This is a genomic window from Paenibacillus sp. N3.4 (assembly GCF_008017805.1).
Taxonomy (GTDB): domain Bacteria; phylum Bacillota; class Bacilli; order Paenibacillales; family NBRC-103111; genus Paenibacillus_E.
In genome coordinates, this window is sequence record NZ_VRTT01000010.1 from 66391 (window position 1) to 84054 (window position 17664).

Below are 17664 nucleotides of genomic sequence, written 5' to 3' on the forward strand. Positions count from 1 at the left end.
TTTACTGCACACCTTTCATTTTACGTTGGAGAATAGACAGCTCATTGGGGCTGTAGGATTGTAGCCAGTTCCATATTAATACCGTTAAAATCCCTTCACTAATAGCTAACGGAATTTGTGTGATGGCAAAAATGCCGCCGAATTTCAAGAACGATGTAAGAAATCCTCCATGCTCCGCTGGAAAAGCAAGAGCCAATTGAATCGAAGTAACTACATACGTAGACAAATCAGCGAGTGCAGCGGCAAGGAAAATTGACCACTTTTGTTTGCCTGTTGTTTTCATCATGGATTTATAGATGAAGTAACCAACAATAGGCCCTGAGACAGCCATAGAGAATGCGTTAGCGCCGAGTGTGGTTAAACCGCCATGTGCTAGCAGGACGGCTTGAAACAGCAAGACGATCGAACCCAGAACACTCATTGGCAGAGGGCCAAACATGACAGCACCTAGACCTGTTCCAGTTGGATGCGAGCTGCTTCCGGTCACGGAAGGGATTTTCAGCGCCGAAAGAACAAAAGTAAATGCGCCTGCGAGACCGATCATGATTTTCAGTTCGGGATTTTCTTTCGTAATTTTGATTAATGAACGAAGGCCTAAGAAAAAGAAAGGAAGAAAAGCAGCCCACCAAAATATCGCCCAGCCTACAGGCAAAAATCCTTCCATAATGTGCATGGCATGAGCTGATTCAGGTTCATTAATGAACAGATAGAGGCCAAAACCCATTACAACCAGTAAAAAATTCAACCATTTTGTCTTTTTAGTCTTCAAGCTACATCCTCCTTGATAGGGATAAAGTGAACAAAAAAAAGGCTAATCCTAGTAGGACTGGCCGTGGGTACGTGCGAATAGATGACAACCGAAATTCGTGTTGTCATAAGATTGTACGTACACCGCTCCTTTCCACGAAGGTTTCTGGGTGTATAAATGAAGGTAGGTCTCCTGGCTCTCGGATCGTCATTTTCTTTCGCCTTCCCTGAATGGTTCTCAAGTGACATGATGGAAAGAAACTCCCCGAATACAGTGGCGGGACCGCTCGGGACTTTCACCCGATTCCCTGTTACCCCTTGTTTTACGCAAGGGCACCTCATTTATTCATATTATGCAATTGAATTAAGTATAGCACAAAAAGGAAGAGTCGTAGCATTAGATTGGCTGCTTTTTCAAAAGGTTCATTCCGTTGAGCTGGCTTTAGATGGAGTGAAATGTGACGATTTTGTGTATATGGATACTGAACGGAAGTACGGGGAGGAGCTGAACTAAGTGCAACAACTATGGGGGGCCAAAATATAGTATTATATAGAAGGAAATTACAGCTCTATTACTGGAAACAACAAAAAGACCGCGATTTCTCGCGATCTTTTTTTACTTGCAGAACGTCCCAGGAGGGATTCGAACCCCCGACCGTACGCTTAGAAGGCGTATGCTCTATCCTGCTGAGCTACTGGGACATAGACCTCTTCTTACCTTACGGATGCGATCCGTGTAGCGAAGCAAGAGTTATAGTATCATATCGTTTTAGGAGAAGTCAACCCTCTTGTGAATGTTTATTTTGCAATCCTTTCTCCAATCAAGTAAACTGTGACCAGCGGGACCAAGATTTTTGAGGTGATCACGATAACCGAAACAGTAAGTAATAATTTAATTCTTTTTCCGAAAACCGAGCAATACTATGAGGGAGAGCTCACTCGCTTCTTACAAACCGAGCAGTATAGCGATGCTTTGCAGCTTCTAACCTTTCTACTGCAATTTCCGAATGTGGATACTCACAAAGCGGAGCAGTGGGAAGCTTTACTTCATTGGCTCCAGACTATGAATCCAGAGTCTATGTTCCCATCATCTCCTTTAAGCGAAGAAGATCAAGAGGAAGAAGCGGATTTGCTTCGGCAGTATATTCAAGAGAAGACAGCTGACGATGGCGCATTTGTATTGAAACTTCTAACGATGCTGCGTGAGGGAAACTTAGAGCAGCAAGTCAATGCCCTTGAACAGCTCGCTTTTGTCGAACAAACAAAGGCTAGCCGCGAAGTGAAGGAATGGTTATGCGAAAAGCCCAGACATCCTCATCTTCAGTTCAAAGCGCTGCAGGCTTTAAAGCAAATGGGAGAGTTCGGCTTTATCGAATACCCTAAGAATGGGCAGATGATTGCTGTTGAGATTGAAGAAACGCCTCTATGCACGGAGGATTTCCCGGCGCCAATTCGTGATATGATTCGCAGGGTCGGGGATATTAGTGAAATCAGTCAGCCGGATTTTGTTTATTTTGCTGAGCAGACTTGGCGGGAATTTCTGGCCTATGCCTATGGGACTTCGATCTACACCGATTTATTAAAAGCGGAAGATGGCGCAGTTGATGTATGGGCTTCAGCCTTGCATGCGGTCTTGCAAGAAAAACTGTTTGGGACAGTTAATCGTGAGGAATTGCTCGATACATACGGAATTGTTGACTCTATGACCTTGCAATGGAAGCGGGCACAACTCGTTCTGCAAGCCTTCATCAAGCAATTTAACCCTGATCCGTCATAAGGTGTGAAAGCCTGCCTTGAAATGAAAATGTTATATGTTATAATAGAATGGTTATAATGAGCGTAACGTGAAAATATGTCATGGTACATTTTTGGAGGGGAAGGCATAAAATGAAAGCAAGTTGGGAAAAAATAGAGAAGAACGTAGGCGTTCTTGAAGTGGAAGTTGGCGCAGAGCGCGTCGCAGATGCATTGGATAAAGCATTTAAGAAGGTATCCGCGAAAGTGAATGTTCCAGGATTCCGTAAAGGGAAAGTGCCTCGTTCTATCTTCGAAGCTAAATTTGGCGTGGAAAGCTTGTATCAAGATGCTTTAGATATTATTTTACCAGAAGTGTACGTACAAGCTATTGAAGAGGCTGGTATTGAGCCTGTTGACCGCCCTGAAGTAGATGTTGAGCAATTCGGTAAAGGACAAATCCTGAAATTCAAAGCAAAAGTAACCGTTAAGCCGGAAGTTGCGCTTGGCGAATACAAAGGCATTGAAGTTGAGGCAGTAAGTGCGACGGTAACAGACGAAGAAGTAAGCGAAGAGCTTGCACGTCTGCAACAACGTCATGCAGAGCTAGTTGTTCTTGAAGAAGGACAAGCAGCTAATGGAGATGTTGTCATTCTTGATTTCGAAGGTTTCGTTGATGGCGAAGCATTCGAAGGCGGAAAAGCAGAGAAATACTCCCTTGAACTTGGATCCAACAGCTTTATCCCGGGCTTTGAAGAGCAGCTCGTAGGTCTTGCTAAAGGTGAAGAGAAGGAAGTTAACGTGAGCTTCCCTGAAAACTATCATTCCGAAGATCTGAAAGGCAAAGCGGCTGTGTTTAAAGTGCTTATTCACGACATTAAACGCAAAAACCTGCCAGAGCTTGATGATGAGTTCGCGAAAGATGTGAGTGAGTACGATACGCTTGAAGAGTACAAGGAAGAACTGAAAAAACGTCTGCAAGAACGTAAAGAAAAAGATTCAGAAGCTGCTCTGGAAACAGCTGTTGTTGAAAAGGCTGCAGCTAACGCTGAAGTTGAAATTCCAACGGCTATGGTAGAGGCTGAGTTGGATGTTATGGTGAAAGAATTCGAAAGACGTCTTCGTTCCCAAGGCATGACACTTGAAATCTACTTCCAATTCTCCGGTCAAAACGAGAGCGTATTGAAAGAACAAATGAGAGAAGATGCTGAAAAGCGTGTTCGCAACAACCTTGTTCTTGAAGCTATCGCGGCAGCTGAGAAAATCGCAGTTTCCGATGAGGAAGTTGACGTAGAACTTGAGAAATATGCAGCATCGTACCAAAAATCAACTGCTGAACTTCGTGAACTGTTTGCTTCAAACGGCAGCCTAGAAGGTCTGAGCAATGATCTTGTTATCAGAAAAACCGTAGACTTCTTGCTTGAAAATAGCAAGCATGTTTCGGCAGCAGTATAAATAAGGTAAGTTAGGGCACGTACGTAAGCAACGTGCCTTTCTTTTACCCTATTTTACCCCCAAACTGCTAGTAGACCCGAAGAAACACCCCCTTACATAGCAGCTCCCTGAAAAAATGACTTTGCTTATGAAACGTGTTAAACTGTTACTGAATCCCAATTTGGGTGAACATGGCTATTGCCGTAAAAGGAGTTGGTACAATGAGTCTTATTCCTATGGTTGTTGAACAGGAGGCTCGTGGGGAACGTTCTTACGATATTTACTCGCGTCTTCTTAAGGACCGCATCATCTTCATCGGGAGCGCTATTGATGACGATGTGGCTAATTTGGTCATTGCCCAGCTGCTCTTTTTATCCGCTCAGGACCCTGAGAAGGATATCCACTTATATATCAATTCCCCTGGTGGATCTGTAACAGCTGGTATGGGTATCTTTGATACCATGCAATTTATTAAGCCGGATGTTTCTACGATTTGTGTAGGGATGGCTGCAAGTATGGGTTCTTTGCTGTTAACAGCTGGAGCCAAAGGTAAGCGATACGCGCTGCCGAATGCCGAAGTTATGATTCACCAACCGCTCGGCGGTGTTAGAGGTCAAGCGACCGATATCAAATCCATGCCGATTGGATTATCAAAACGAAACAAAAACTCAACCAGATCTACGTGGACCGTACGGGACAGCCGCTTGAAAAGATCGAAAGAGACACCGACCGGGATAACTTTATGAGCGCTGATGAAGCGAAAGCATACGGGTTAATCGACGAGGTTATCACTCGAAACGACTTGAAATAAAGGAGTGATCCCATGTTTAAATTTAACGATGAAAAAGGCCAACTCAAATGTTCCTTTTGTGGAAAATCCCAGGATCAAGTTCGCAAACTTGTTGCCGGACCGGGAGTTTACATTTGTGATGAATGTATAGAGCTTTGCACGGAAATTGTAGAAGAAGAACTAGGTCATGAAGAAGAGCTGGATCTGAAAGATGTTCCGAAACCAAAAGAAATCAACAACATTTTGGATCAGTATGTCATCGGACAGGATCAAGCAAAGAAATCACTGGCTGTAGCTGTATATAATCACTACAAACGCATTAATTCGCAAAACAAGCTGGAGGATGTTGAACTTCAAAAGAGTAACATCGTTCTTCTTGGACCAACAGGCAGCGGTAAAACACTGCTTGCTCAAACGCTTGCCAAAATTCTGAACGTACCTTTCGCCATTGCAGATGCGACTTCTTTGACAGAAGCGGGCTATGTAGGTGAAGATGTTGAGAACATTTTGCTTAAACTGATCCAAGCAGCTGATTACGATGTAGAGAAAGCCGAACGCGGCATTATTTATATCGATGAAATCGATAAAGTGGCACGTAAATCGGAAAACCCATCCATTACAAGAGATGTTTCCGGTGAAGGTGTACAGCAAGCTTTGCTGAAAATTCTTGAAGGTACCGTTGCATCTGTTCCTCCTCAGGGCGGACGCAAGCATCCACATCAAGAATTCATTCAGATTGACACAACGAACATTCTGTTTATTTGCGGAGGAGCTTTCGATGGCCTGGAGCAAATTATTAAACGCAGAATCGGTAAAAAAGTCATTGGTTTCAGTACGGATGGCATGAAAGTCGATTTGAAACCAGGCGAGTACTTATCCATGGTACTTCCGGAAGATTTGCTGAAATTCGGATTAATTCCGGAATTCGTAGGTCGGTTACCGGTTATTTCTACACTCGAGCCGTTGGATGAGCCTGCACTTGTTCGCATTCTTTCCGAACCTAAGAATGCGCTTGTGAAGCAATATCAGAAAATGCTTGAGATGGATAACGTTACGCTTGAATTCGATGCAGAGGCGCTGGATGCCATTGCCAAAGAAGCGATCAAACGGAATACTGGCGCACGTGGTCTTCGAGCCATCATCGAGAGCATTATGCTTGATGTTATGTTCGAGGTCCCTTCCAGAACAGACGTCTCCACTTGTGTCGTAACGAAGGAAACGATCCAAAACAAGATTAATCCTGTTCTGACGACCAAAGAGGGTGCTCAGGCGACTGGCAAGAAGAAAGAAGAAAGTGCGTAACCCATAATTTGATAAGAAAACACGCAGCCTCCAATCCAGTTTCCTGCAAAGGGAATTGGAGCGGAGGATGTTTGGTGTCATGGGGAGAGAAACCAATATGTTCCATAGAAAAGATACGAGACCTGTTCGCGTCGGAGATTTAACGATTGGCGGCAGCAATGAAGTCATTATGCAAAGCATGTGTACGACGAAAACAGCTGACGTGAAGGCAACGGTTGCCGAAATTCTGCGCTTGGAAGAAGCGGGATGCCAGATTGTCCGCGTAACCGTAAACAATAAAGAGGCTGCGGAAGCAATTAAAGAAATCAAGAAACAGATTCATATCCCGCTTGTTGCAGATATTCATTTTGACCATCGTTTAGCCTTGGCTGCGATTGAGAACGGTATTGATAAGGTTCGTATCAATCCAGGTAATATTGGCCGCCGTGAGAAAGTAGAGGCAGTCGTCAAAGCTTGCAAGGAACGCGGCATCCCGATACGGATTGGCGTTAACGCAGGCTCGCTGGAGAACCATCTTCTGGAGAAGTACGGCTACCCAACCCCCGAGGCGATGGTAGAAAGTGCCTTATTCCATATTAACATCCTGGAAGAGCTTGATTTCCACGATATCATCGTGTCGTTGAAAGCATCCGATGTTCCGATGGCGATAGCTGCTTATTCCCAAGCAGCCAAAGCGTTCAACTATCCACTTCATCTCGGTATTACAGAGGCTGGAACGCTGTTTACAGGCGCTGTGAAGAGTGCTGCAGGAATTGGTACGCTGTTAAACATGGGAATTGGCAATACCCTGCGTATTTCGCTTAGTGCGGACCCAGTAGAGGAGATTAAAGTTGCTCGTGAGCTGCTCAAAACGTTTGGACTTATTACGAATGCAGCTACTTTAGTATCTTGCCCGACTTGCGGCCGTCTGGATATCGACTTGTTTTCGATTGCCAATGAGGTTGAGGAGTACATTGCCAAAATTAAAGTGCCTATTAAGGTATCTGTCTTAGGTTGTGCCGTAAATGGCCCTGGTGAAGCTCGTGAAGCCGATATCGGCATCGCAGGCGCCCGCGGCGAAGGCATGCTGTTCCGCTACGGAGAAATGATTCGTAAAGTGCCGGAAGCTGAACTACTGGCAGAATTAAAGAAAGAAATTGATATTATTGTAGATTCTTATGAGAAGACAGGCGTTATTCCTGGTCGTAAGCACTAAAATACTTCATGTGAAAAGTCGTTAAATGCGCCTCTATAGGTGCCTTTAACGGCTTTTTTGTATATTTGGAGCGTGAGCGAAGCATAATGAATGAATCTGGAAAGCTTACACAGATGACGTAAGTTTTTCTAACGACAGATTATGCTGATAAGGAGAATGATCATGAGTTTACCTTACAAAGGTACGGCTTTACGACGCGGTGCCATTCCGATCATTATCGGAACCCTATTGCTTTTGATGCCTTTGCATACAGGAGCTTCTGATGAACCTACGCCTGGTGATCCATTAACGGAGGCTCCGCGCAAACAGGTAGCCATTGTCATTGATGACTTTGGCAACAATATGGAAGGAACGACAGAAATGATGACTCTTCCAATCCCACTGACCGTTGCTGTGATGCCCTTCTTACCCTCTACGAAGCAAGATGCGACCTTAGCTCATGAGAAGGGACACGAGGTCATTTTGCACCTTCCTATGGAGCCTGTGCGCGGTAAAAAGAGTTGGCTGGGTCCGGGGGCGATAACTACGGACTTATCCGATGATGAAATTCATAAACGCATTGTTGCGGCTATCGATGATATTCCTTATGTGATTGGGATCAATAATCATATGGGGTCCAAAGCTACAGCAGATGAAAGAGTCATGCAGATACTTGTATCCATTTGCAAAGAAAGAAATTTGATTTTATTGGATAGTCGAACAACGCCTAAGAGTTTAATTGGGAAGATTTCGATGGAAAAAGGAGTTCCTTACACAGAAAATCAGCTGTTTTTTGATGATCTCTATACGTACAGTCATATTAGCAAGCAAATGGCCAGATTTAAGAAGCTACTTCATGAAAGAAATTCAATGGTCGCGATTGGTCATGTAGGTCCTCCTGGAAAAAAAACATTTCAAGTTATCAAAGAAGCTATTCCATCGATTCAGCAGGAAGCAGACTTTGTGACCATTTCCAAGATGGTGAAGCGTTCTGTCAAGTAGGATGAATCATAGCAAAATATTGTTCTATGGCTTGGGCAATAGCTTCAGCTAGATGCATTTGATGATGAGCATCATTCAGCAATTTACGGTCGGCTTTATTTGAAATAAACCCCATTTCCACGATGACGGAAGGGCATCTTGTATGCTTAAGTACGTAATACTTTTTGCCTAGAACCGGCAATTCCTCGGTACCGTACAAACGATTTAATGATTGCTGCAAAAGATTAGCCAACAAAATACTGTCGGATTGGTTTTGATAAATAACAAGCGGTCCCCTCCGGTCTGGTTTACCCGACCAGTTAATATGCAGGCTTAGCATCATTTTTGGCTTAATCAGGTTGGCGATCCCTGAGCGTTGAGCCAAATCCTTGCGATGTCTACTTCCGGAGGACCACGTGTTATCTTCGCTTAACGCGTAATCTGTGTTCCGATTGATGATCACGCGATAGCCCTTCTTTTTGAGGAGTTTATACGTTTTTTTGGAGATGGCTAAATTCATATCTTTTTCTTGATAATTTCCGTATAACGCACCGCTGTCTATGCCCCCGTGTCCTACATCAATAAGGATATCGGCATTCGGCAGCAAGGGATCGCTTGTATAGGCGTGTGCATCTGAACTTGCCATCCACAGGCAAATCGAGAGTAGAAGAGTAGCCAAGCTGATCTTCACAACGTCACATCCTTTTGTTATATCTGCTCTTATCCTTCTTCCGGGAGGTTGGTCTCATACGTGCTGCAAAAGTTTGCACAGATTGGATTAACCTTCTTTTACACGGGAATAATGGTTGTTATGACAAAGGCAAGAATAAATAACGATATTTATGATGATTTAGGAGGTATGAAAGATGAGTTTAAGTATTATTCTTATGGTAATTCAAGTTTTTTTCGCCGTTGTAATTGGTTTGTATTTCTGGAATTTACTGCGTAATCAACAGACGAATCGTTCTGCTGTCGATAGAGAATCCAGAAAAGAATTGGAGAAACTTAGAAAGTTAAGATCGATTTCGCTAACGAAACCGCTGTCAGAGAAAACGAGACCCTCATCGATGCAGGATATCGTAGGGCAAGTGGAAGGACTCAAAGCGCTTAAAGCAGCATTATGCGGTCCCAACCCTCAGCATGTGATTATTTATGGTCCTCCTGGCGTTGGGAAAACAGCAGCGGCACGTGTAGTTTTGGAAGAAGCTAAGAAAAATCAAGAGTCTCCGTTTCGTCCTGACTCCAAATTTACGGAGATTGATGCCACTACGGCGCGATTTGATGAAAGAGGCATTGCTGACCCTCTAATTGGGTCTGTTCATGATCCGATTTATCAAGGTGCAGGCGCAATGGGCGTAGCCGGAATACCTCAGCCTAAGCCGGGAGCTGTGACGAAAGCGCATGGCGGTATCTTATTTATTGATGAAATCGGTGAATTACACCCTACCCAAATGAACAAATTACTAAAGGTGTTGGAGGATCGTAAAGTGTTCTTGGAAAGTGCGTACTACAGTTCAGAAGATACGAACATTCCGGGTTATATCCATGATATTTTTCAAAATGGCTTACCTGCCGATTTTCGTTTAGTAGGAGCTACTACACGAACACCGAGCGAAATACCTCCTGCTATTCGTTCCCGTTGTTTAGAAATTTATTTCCGACCTTTATTACCTGGCGAGGTAGGCGAAATCGCTGAGAAAGCGATGAAGAAGATCGGCTTTAAAGAAAGCCCAGCTGCTGTAAATGTGGTAACGAAATATGCGACAAATGGCAGAGAAGCCGTGAATGTGATTCAACTTGCCGCGGGCATCGCTTTAACCGATAAACGGGAAGACATTACGGCAGCAGATATAGAATGGGTCGTGAATTCTTCGCAAATTCCTCCCAGACCAGAACGTAAAATACCAGCGCATCCACAGATTGGTTTCGTTAACGGATTAGCGGTTTATGGACCTAATTTGGGCACACTACTTGAAATTGAAGTAACAGCGATACCGGTTGCTGCTGCAGGCACTGGCAAGTTTAATATTACAGGTGTAGTGGATGAGGAAGAAATGGGCGGAGGCTCCCGAACGATTCGTAGAAAAAGTATGGCGCGGGGGTCAGTCGAAAATGTTTTAACCGTTCTACGCAAGCTTGGTTTTCACACTTCCGACTATGATCTGCATATTAATTTTCCTGGCGGCGTGCCGATAGATGGGCCTTCTGCAGGTATTTCAATGGCTACCGCCATAGCCTCAGCGCTGCATAAAATACCCGTAGACAACAAATTGGCGATGACTGGCGAAATGAGTATTCATGGTAAGGTAAAACCGGTAGGAGGTGTAGTGGCTAAAGTAGAGGCTGCTTTCCAAGCAGGCGCAACGAGAGTCATTATTCCCAAGGAGAACTGGCAAGAGATGTTCGCTGATTTACCGGGGGTGGAGGTGCTGGCCGCTGATTCCATCGAGGAAGTGCTGAGTGTTGCGCTGGGGATCGAGCTTCAGGACAATGTCATACCCTTGCCATTCGTTTCAGAAAGAGCGATTTCAACTTCATCCTTACCCATTCTTCATGCCAATTCCCAGCATAGCATTGATTCTTAATTCCTTGCTGTGAACGCCTGACAAACCGCGTCAGTATGCCAATTGGTGTTTTGTTTGCAGTTTTGATAAAATGTAAAGGGCAACTAGGGATACAATAATGAGAGACTTTGATCTCCGATCAAAGATCCGTATATATGGAGGTGCAGAGGATGGGACCCGGAAAAATCAAAATGCGCAGATTACCGTTATTGCCTTTAAGGGGACTGCTAGTTTATCCGAGCATGGTTCTACATCTGGATGTAGGGCGGGAAAAGTCGGTTAAAGCACTCGAACGGGCAATGGTGGATGACAGCATGATTCTCCTCTGCTCTCAATCTGAGATCAACATAGAAGAACCGTCGAAAGACGATATTTATCAGATCGGGACCATAGCCAAGGTGCGTCAAATGCTGAAACTGCCTAACGGGACAATCCGTGTACTGGTAGAAGGAATCTTGCGTGCCGAGATTGTGGAGTATTTGGTGAACGAAGAGTATTACGAAGTCACTGCTAAGGAGTTGCCTGAGCAAGAAACGACAGATCCTGAAATTGATGCGCTCATGCGAACCGTATTGAACCAATTTGAGAATTATATTAATCTGTCAAAAAAGGTAACGCCTGAAACGCTTGCGGCTGTTTCGGATATTGATGAGCCAGGGCGATTAGCTGATGTCATATGCAGTCATTTATCGCTCAAAATTAAAGATAAACAGGATATTCTTGAGACCGTGGACGTGCGTGAACGTCTTGAGAAAATGCTGAACATCCTTAATAATGAGCGAGAAGTGCTTGAACTGGAACGCAAAATCAGTCAACGTGTCAAAAAGCAAATGGAGAAAACACAGAAGGAGTACTACCTTCGGGAACAAATGAAGGCCATTCAGAAAGAGCTCGGCGATAAGGAAGGCCGCGCTGGCGAAGTGGATGAATTGCGAAGCCAACTGGTTGAAGCTGAGCTTCCGGAGAAGGTTCGCGAAAAGGTAGAAAAGGAAATCGATCGTCTGGAGAAGATGCCCGCTACCTCAGCGGAGGGGGGCGTCATTCGCAACTATATTGATTGGCTGCTCGGTTTGCCATGGTCAAAGGCGACTGATGATGATCTAGACTTGGATAAAGCCGAAGAAATTCTGAATGAGGATCATTTCGGACTGGAGAAGCCTAAAGAACGGGTGCTTGAATATTTAGCTGTTCAGAAGCTGGTTCAGAAGCTCAAAGGTCCAATTCTTTGTTTAGTCGGTCCCCCGGGAGTAGGTAAAACTTCAATAGCTCGTTCCATTGCCAGATCCATGGGAAGAAAATTCATTCGCATCTCGCTTGGCGGAGTGAGGGATGAAGCGGAGATTCGTGGTCATCGACGGACATATGTTGGGGCAATGCCAGGTCGAATTATTCAAGGCATGAAAAACGCAGGGGCTAACAATCCGGTTTTTCTGCTTGACGAAATCGATAAAATGGCGATGGATTTCCGTGGCGATCCTGCGTCGGCACTGCTTGAAGTCCTGGATCCAGAGCAAAATAGCACTTTTAGTGATCATTTTATTGAAGTTCCGTTTGATCTCTCCAATGTGATGTTTGTTACCACGGCGAATGCCGTTCACAACATCCCGCGTCCATTATTGGATCGGATGGAGGTTCTTTACATCCCAGGCTATACGGAAATCGAGAAGCAGCAAATCGCCAAAAAATATTTATTGCCTAAGCAGAAGCGAGATCATGGCCTTGAAGAGGAGCAGCTTGTCGTTGAAGAGGCAGCATTGATGAAGATTGTTCGAGATTACACCCGAGAAGCAGGTGTGCGTAATCTGGAGCAGCAAATAGCTTCGATGAATCGTAAAGCAGCTAAAAAGATTGTCGCCGATCCGGCCACTCCTGTGATTATTACAGAAGAAAATCTCAAGGATTACCTAGGACCGATCAAGTACCGTTATAATGTGGCTGAGGAGAAAGATCAAATAGGCGCGGTGACGGGTCTTGCTTGGACCGAAGTTGGCGGTGACACATTGGTGATCGAAGTCACTGTCATGCCAGGAACTGGAAAATTGACGTTGACAGGTAAACTCGGCGATGTGATGAAGGAGTCGGCCCAAGCCGCTTTCAGTTACACGCGTTCGAAGGCGGAATCGCTTGGGATTGCTTCGGATTTCCATGAGAAAAATGATATACACATTCATATTCCTGAGGGTGCGATTCCGAAGGACGGTCCTTCAGCGGGAATTACAATGGGGACTGCATTAATATCTGCATTAACGAATATTCCGGTCTCTCGTCAAGTTGCCATGACAGGTGAAATCACGCTCCGCGGCCGTGTTCTTCCTATCGGAGGATTAAAAGAAAAAGTGCTTGCCGCCCACCGGGCCGGTATCCGTAAAATCCTGCTGCCGCAAGACAACGAAAAAGACATTATAGAAATTCCGGAGAGTGTGCGAAACGAAATGACGTTCGTTCCCGTCAGTCATATGGATCAAGTGCTTGAACATGCGCTTGTCAAAAAACCCATCGAAGTTGGATGACCTTAGAAAGTAGTGAACATACATGAAAGTCAATCAAGCTGAGTTTGTTATCAGTGCGGTTGGACCTAGTCAATATCCTGAGGATGCCTTGCCTGAGATTGCTCTGGCAGGGCGTTCTAATGTCGGGAAATCTTCACTGATCAATTGCTTGATCTCCCGTAAAAACTTGGCTAGAACCAGCTCGCAACCAGGTAAAACACAAACGCTCAATTACTACAAAATTAATCAGGACTTATATTTTGTCGATCTTCCCGGGTACGGCTATGCCAAAGTATCAAAAACCAAGCGCGAGCAGTGGGGGAAATTCATTGAAAGTTATTTGATGAATCGAGAAACGCTTCGTTTGGTTATGCAATTAGTTGACTTGCGCCATCCTCCGTCCAAAGACGATCAGGCAATGTATGAGTGGCTAAGACATAATGATGTGCCGGTTCTTGTCGTAGCCACCAAAGCGGATAAAATTCCGAAGAGTAAATGGCAAAAGCATATCAAAATGGTGAAGGAAACACTCGGCATGGACAAGGGTACGACCCCCTTGCTTTTCTCTTCCGAGTTAGGGCTCGGTAAGGATGAACTGTGGAGCATATTGGAACAAGCCATTGCTTACGGAGAGTCTGAAGCGCCTGCAGAAGAGGCTATAAATGAGTTCGTCACTGAGCAAGAACCGTCCTGATTCGTTGGACGGTTTTTTGTTTATTAAAGTGTAGAACGTTAAAAACTAGAGAAAACCGAAAAGAAGTGCTAGGGAAAGTGAGGTTTACTGGGGAAAATTTGCTGGCATTCTAAGTTTCCTTCGCTTTTTCAGAATATTTGGCTGATTATCATGAAAAGTACGCAGGAATATTAGATACACATGTAGTATAATAATAAACAAGGTAGTACTTAGGGCTTGAAAAAAAGAATCGAGGGATTTTTATGGCACAAAGGTTAGCGACTGAATATGTCAAAACCTGCCTACAGTTAACAGAAGCCGAGATGCTCAAGTTTTTTCAAATGTTTGTTGATCATCAAGTGACTCTGCAGGTTAAAGTTTTGGAAAATGGCAACCAAGAGGTTGTTTTTCAAGATGGCGCAGGTCAGGAAATCGTTCTCTCATTTGAAAAGAAATCAGGCCTATATGAATGCACAGGATCCTGTCGATTAAGCAATACCTTGCTGGCTAATTTGATGCGTAAAGCGGTCTCTGAGTTTAAAGGAAGCGCGATTGTGAATCGAATTTATCGGAGTTATACCATGGTTTATCACTACGAACGCGGTACAGTCGTCAAAATTGAAGAAGTAAAAGGACAAATGGTTTCCGTCATCTATGCCTACAAGGATACGATTGGTCTTATTCAAGAAATGTTTCAGAAGAAAGAAGTGGAGCAAGAAATTGAAATGATCTATGATCAAATCAATCACCTGCTTGACTTAAGAATCTCCTTTCAAGAACCAGAAGAACATCAACAGATCGACACACGCCTCATTGAACTCACGCATCGTTTGTTTATTTTAGAGGCTTAACCCCACATATATTCACACAGTTAGGACCCTTTATCAGGGTCTTTTTTTATTATGATGATTATGTTTGTCGATTTTCACGTATTTTGCAGGTGATTCCTGCATCTTTGTAGTCACATGCCAAAAAAAACTATTGCATTTCTGGTCGATAGATGTTATTTTTATTCTCGTTGACAACAATATAGGAACCAGGATTCACTCAGGACATTGAATGTTGCGAGAGATTATTCCCTCGGGAAGTGAATGACGTAGGTCCTAGCGGATGAAATTTTTTTCAAACATTTTATTCCTAGGAAGGGGGAACCGAAAGATGGAAACTGAATACTCAACTTTCGGAAGACACGTTGCTGTAGATACTTGGGGGGTAGACTTTGAACTTCTGAACAATGCAGATTGGCTGCAGGCTCAGATGGTAGAAGCTGCCGAGGTATGCGGAGCAACCGTACTATCTGTACAATCCAAGCAATTTGAACCACAAGGGGCAACCGTACTTGTTATGTTGTCCGAGAGTCATCTCTCCATTCATACTTATCCTGAGAGAGGTTTTGCCGCATTAGACTGTTATACTTGTGGCGAGACAGTGGACCCTCAATTAGCAATCGACTTTATGGTATCTGTACTAAAACCAGAAACATTCTATGCGAAGAAATTAGTTCGCGGAATGGGCGAATTACAAGTAGAAACTCCTGATATGAAGCAAGCAGTGCTTGTTAAATAAGAGACTGCTAATAACAATAACGATAACCACGGAGAAATCCGTGGTTATTTGTTTGCCCTCCTACCCATACACTATTTATGGCGACACATGTCCTAACAGGCAGAGGAGGCGAAGTTATGAAACAGCACATCGCAAGAAAAGCAGTGAAATATGGCATTGTTCTTCTAATTATTATTTGGCCCGTGTATCAATTGCTTAGTATGCTGGGCCCTCACAAAGAAGAGCATGACGCCACTCATTTGTTGTATCAAGTCTCATTATTTCAAATGGAGCTGCTGAACAGCTATTTATCAGAAGCCGGACAGATGAAAGAAACGGGCGAGTTGAATGCCATTAAGCAAGCCTTATATTCTGCAGGATATACACATGAGCGTTTGGTATTAGCTTCCGGAGGCAATGCGTATTTAACTTCCCTGGAAAGCTTGACACAGCTTACTCAGTATATTCAGCGTCTTCAAGTAGGTGGAGAGCGTCCCTTGAAGACAGACGAGCTTCAAACATTGAAGGAAGCCGGCACACAGTATAAAAACATGTACAGCTTATATGAGAAAATGATGGCCTCAAGTGGCCGTATTGTTTCTTCCCAAAATAGTAAACTTATTGATGCAGACCATTCGCTGACAAGCATGATACGGAAAAAAATGCTGCAATAAACACATTTTATACGCGTTATGGTATATACAAAGCTATTGCTGTAAAAACTAACGAGCATAGTGAGCATTCATAAATTATACAAAAAATTTGTCGGAATGCTTGTTTTGCTGTGCTATAATGATTCATAGAAATAGACGGAAAGGCAGGTGGTACCTTTGCATATCATCGCAGTTGGCTTAAATTATCGAACGGCACCGGTTGAAATTCGCGAGAAATTCACGTTCTCAGAACGAGACCTGCCTGTCGCAGTTGCAGAATTAAAAGACACCAAAAGCATTCTGGAATGTGTGATTGTAGCCACCTGCAATCGTACGGAAATTTATGCAGTCGTAGACCGGCCGCAATTGTGCAGCCATTACCTCACACATTTTATTGAGCATTGGTTCCAAGTTTCCAAAGATCAATTTCAAAAACATTTATATATGTACGAGAATGATAAAGCGATTGAACATTTATTTCGCGTAACCAGTGGATTAGATTCTATGGTTATTGGCGAAACGCAAATTCTTGGACAAGTGCGGGATGCTTTTTTATTATCCCAAAATATGAAAGCGACAGGTGCTTATTTCAATACCTTGTTTAAACAATCGGTCACACTAGCCAAGAAGGCGCACTCGGAAACTGGCATCAGCAATAATCCCGTTTCCGTTAGCTATGCCGCTGTAGAACTTGGTAAGCGAATATTTGGTTCCTACCTGAACAAAACGGTCATGATTATCGGAGCAGGTAAAATGAGCGAGTTGACCGTGAAGCATTTGTACGCCAATGGCGCGAATAAAGTGATTGTCGTGAATCGTACGTTTGAACGAGCTGTGGAGTTAGCCGATAAATTCAATGGAATTCCATGTACGATTGATCAAATGCTTGGTTACCTGCCAGAAGTCGATATTATCATAAGTTCAACTGGTGCTCCGGGGTATGTGCTGACCAAAACTGATATTCAGCCTTATTTACAGAAGCGCAAATCACGTCCGCTTTTCATGATGGATATTGCCGTACCGCGTGATCTGGATCCGGGAATTAGTGATTTACCGAACGTATTTCTTTATGATATTGATGATTTGGAAAACATTGTAGACAAACACTTGCAAGAAAGAAAAAAAGAAGCGGCTAAAATCGAAGTGATGATTGATTCCGAGATGGTTGCTTTTGATCAATGGACGAAAACATTAGGTGTAAGCCCATTGATTCAAGCGCTTCAAACAAAAGCGGGGCAGATTCACGAAGAGACGATGGAAAGTATGTTGAAGAAGCTGCCTGAGCTGGATGACCGTGAAATTAAAGTTATTCGTAAGTTAACGAAAAGTATCGTGAATCAAGTGCTTCGCGACCCCATACTCCGAATTAAGGAAATGGCGGGAGAGCGTCACGGCGATGAAGCCTTAGAGTTGTTCACGAAACTTTTTGCCTTGGAAGATACCCTCGAACAACAAGAGCAGGCACAGGAAGCGGAACGAAAAGCAGTGGAAGCAGAAACGAAGTACATGGACGAAGAAAAGTTGTCCTTGCGCAGTTTACAAACCGTAGATGCCCTTGCTCATTCTTGATAGACGGGC

14 protein-coding genes, 1 tRNA gene, 1 pseudogene and 1 riboswitch are annotated in these 17664 nt (G+C 43.9%); of the genes and pseudogenes, 13 read left to right on the plus strand and 3 right to left on the minus strand.

Features of this window, described 5'->3' with window-relative positions:
* Position 1 precedes the first annotated feature (1 nt).
* Positions 2–724, minus strand: coding sequence for an energy-coupling factor ABC transporter permease (locus FU659_RS07645; RefSeq protein ID WP_147947061.1), 723 nt, complete (start codon positions 722–724; stop codon positions 2–4).
* A gap of 188 nt (positions 725–912) precedes the next feature.
* Positions 913–1103: riboswitch (cobalamin riboswitch) on the minus strand.
* Between the two features lie 272 nt (positions 1104–1375).
* Positions 1376–1449, minus strand: a tRNA-Arg gene (locus tag FU659_RS07650).
* 130 nt (positions 1450–1579) lie between these two features.
* Between FU659_RS07650 and FU659_RS07655 the strand changes: the two genes are divergently transcribed.
* The 6 genes and pseudogenes from FU659_RS07655 (at position 1580) to FU659_RS07680 (ending at position 8183) form a co-directional block, all read left to right on the plus strand.
* Positions 1580–2524 carry a hypothetical protein gene (locus FU659_RS07655; protein ID WP_222708497.1) on the plus strand — a complete coding sequence of 315 codons (945 nt, stop codon included), beginning with the start codon at positions 1580–1582 and terminating at the stop codon, positions 2522–2524.
* A gap of 110 nt (positions 2525–2634) precedes the next feature.
* Positions 2635–3936, plus strand: coding sequence for a trigger factor (gene tig, locus FU659_RS07660; protein WP_147947013.1), 1302 nt, complete (start codon positions 2635–2637; stop codon positions 3934–3936).
* A gap of 200 nt (positions 3937–4136) precedes the next feature.
* Positions 4137–4726: pseudogene (clpP, locus tag FU659_RS07665) on the plus strand (ATP-dependent Clp endopeptidase proteolytic subunit ClpP).
* A gap of 12 nt (positions 4727–4738) precedes the next feature.
* On the plus strand, positions 4739–6007 hold the full coding sequence (clpX, locus tag FU659_RS07670; protein ID WP_147947014.1) for an ATP-dependent protease ATP-binding subunit ClpX: 1269 nt from the start codon (positions 4739–4741) through the stop codon (positions 6005–6007).
* Between the two features lie 97 nt (positions 6008–6104).
* Positions 6105–7202, plus strand: coding sequence for a flavodoxin-dependent (E)-4-hydroxy-3-methylbut-2-enyl-diphosphate synthase (ispG, locus tag FU659_RS07675; protein WP_147947015.1), 1098 nt, complete (start codon positions 6105–6107; stop codon positions 7200–7202).
* A 237-nt stretch (positions 7203–7439) separates the two neighbouring features.
* Positions 7440–8183, plus strand: coding sequence for a divergent polysaccharide deacetylase family protein (locus FU659_RS07680; protein ID WP_147947062.1), 744 nt, complete (start codon positions 7440–7442; stop codon positions 8181–8183).
* On the opposite strand, the gene FU659_RS07685 is transcribed toward FU659_RS07680, so the two are convergent.
* On the minus strand, positions 8176–8853 hold the full coding sequence (locus tag FU659_RS07685; RefSeq protein WP_147947016.1) for an N-acetylmuramoyl-L-alanine amidase family protein: 678 nt from the start codon (positions 8851–8853) through the stop codon (positions 8176–8178). The two genes, FU659_RS07680 and FU659_RS07685, sit on opposite strands and share 8 nt — an antisense overlap.
* Before the next feature lie 175 nt (positions 8854–9028).
* On the opposite strand from FU659_RS07685, the gene lonB reads away from it, so the two are divergent.
* From lonB to hemA, 7 genes are all read left to right on the plus strand, one after another.
* On the plus strand, positions 9029–10747 hold the full coding sequence (lonB, locus tag FU659_RS07690; protein ID WP_147947017.1) for an ATP-dependent protease LonB: 1719 nt from the start codon (positions 9029–9031) through the stop codon (positions 10745–10747).
* A gap of 149 nt (positions 10748–10896) precedes the next feature.
* Complete coding sequence (gene lon / locus FU659_RS07695) at positions 10897–13236, plus strand: endopeptidase La (protein ID WP_147947018.1); 2340 nt, start codon at positions 10897–10899, stop codon at positions 13234–13236.
* A gap of 22 nt (positions 13237–13258) precedes the next feature.
* Positions 13259–13909, plus strand: coding sequence for a ribosome biogenesis GTP-binding protein YihA/YsxC (gene yihA / locus FU659_RS07700; RefSeq protein ID WP_147947019.1), 651 nt, complete (start codon positions 13259–13261; stop codon positions 13907–13909).
* 242 nt (positions 13910–14151) lie between these two features.
* Positions 14152–14739 (plus strand): non-ribosomal peptide synthetase module, encoded by a 588-nt coding sequence (locus FU659_RS07705; protein WP_147947020.1) that lies wholly within the window; start codon positions 14152–14154, stop codon positions 14737–14739.
* A 307-nt stretch (positions 14740–15046) separates the two neighbouring features.
* Positions 15047–15454 (plus strand): adenosylmethionine decarboxylase, encoded by a 408-nt coding sequence (gene speD / locus FU659_RS07710; RefSeq protein ID WP_147947021.1) that lies wholly within the window; start codon positions 15047–15049, stop codon positions 15452–15454.
* A 116-nt stretch (positions 15455–15570) separates the two neighbouring features.
* The gene (locus FU659_RS07715) at positions 15571–16107 is read left to right on the plus strand and encodes an S-adenosylmethionine decarboxylase (protein ID WP_187273975.1); all 537 of its coding nucleotides are present in this window, start codon (positions 15571–15573) and stop codon (positions 16105–16107) included.
* A gap of 156 nt (positions 16108–16263) precedes the next feature.
* Complete coding sequence (hemA, locus tag FU659_RS07720) at positions 16264–17655, plus strand: glutamyl-tRNA reductase (protein ID WP_147947022.1); 1392 nt, start codon at positions 16264–16266, stop codon at positions 17653–17655.
* The last annotated feature ends 9 nt before the right edge of the window (positions 17656–17664 follow it).

Bases quoted from the DNA above. Each gene is read 5' to 3' on its own strand.
- FU659_RS07645 (WP_147947061.1), bottom strand. From the start codon at position 724: ATGGGTTTTGGCCTCTATCTGTTCATTAATGAACCTGAATCAGCTCAT.
- tig (WP_147947013.1), top strand. From the start codon at position 2,635: ATGAAAGCAAGTTGGGAAAAAATAGAGAAGAACGTAGGCGTTCTTGAA.
- clpX (WP_147947014.1), top strand. From the start codon at position 4,739: ATGTTTAAATTTAACGATGAAAAAGGCCAACTCAAATGTTCCTTTTGT.
- ispG (WP_147947015.1), top strand. From the start codon at position 6,105: ATGTTCCATAGAAAAGATACGAGACCTGTTCGCGTCGGAGATTTAACG.
- FU659_RS07680 (WP_147947062.1), top strand. From the start codon at position 7,440: ATGCCTTTGCATACAGGAGCTTCTGATGAACCTACGCCTGGTGATCCA.
- lonB (WP_147947017.1), top strand. From the start codon at position 9,029: ATGAGTTTAAGTATTATTCTTATGGTAATTCAAGTTTTTTTCGCCGTT.
- lon (WP_147947018.1), top strand. From the start codon at position 10,897: ATGGGACCCGGAAAAATCAAAATGCGCAGATTACCGTTATTGCCTTTA.
- yihA (WP_147947019.1), top strand. From the start codon at position 13,259: ATGAAAGTCAATCAAGCTGAGTTTGTTATCAGTGCGGTTGGACCTAGT.
- FU659_RS07705 (WP_147947020.1), top strand. From the start codon at position 14,152: ATGGCACAAAGGTTAGCGACTGAATATGTCAAAACCTGCCTACAGTTA.
- speD (WP_147947021.1), top strand. From the start codon at position 15,047: ATGGAAACTGAATACTCAACTTTCGGAAGACACGTTGCTGTAGATACT.
- FU659_RS07715 (WP_187273975.1), top strand. From the start codon at position 15,571: ATGAAACAGCACATCGCAAGAAAAGCAGTGAAATATGGCATTGTTCTT.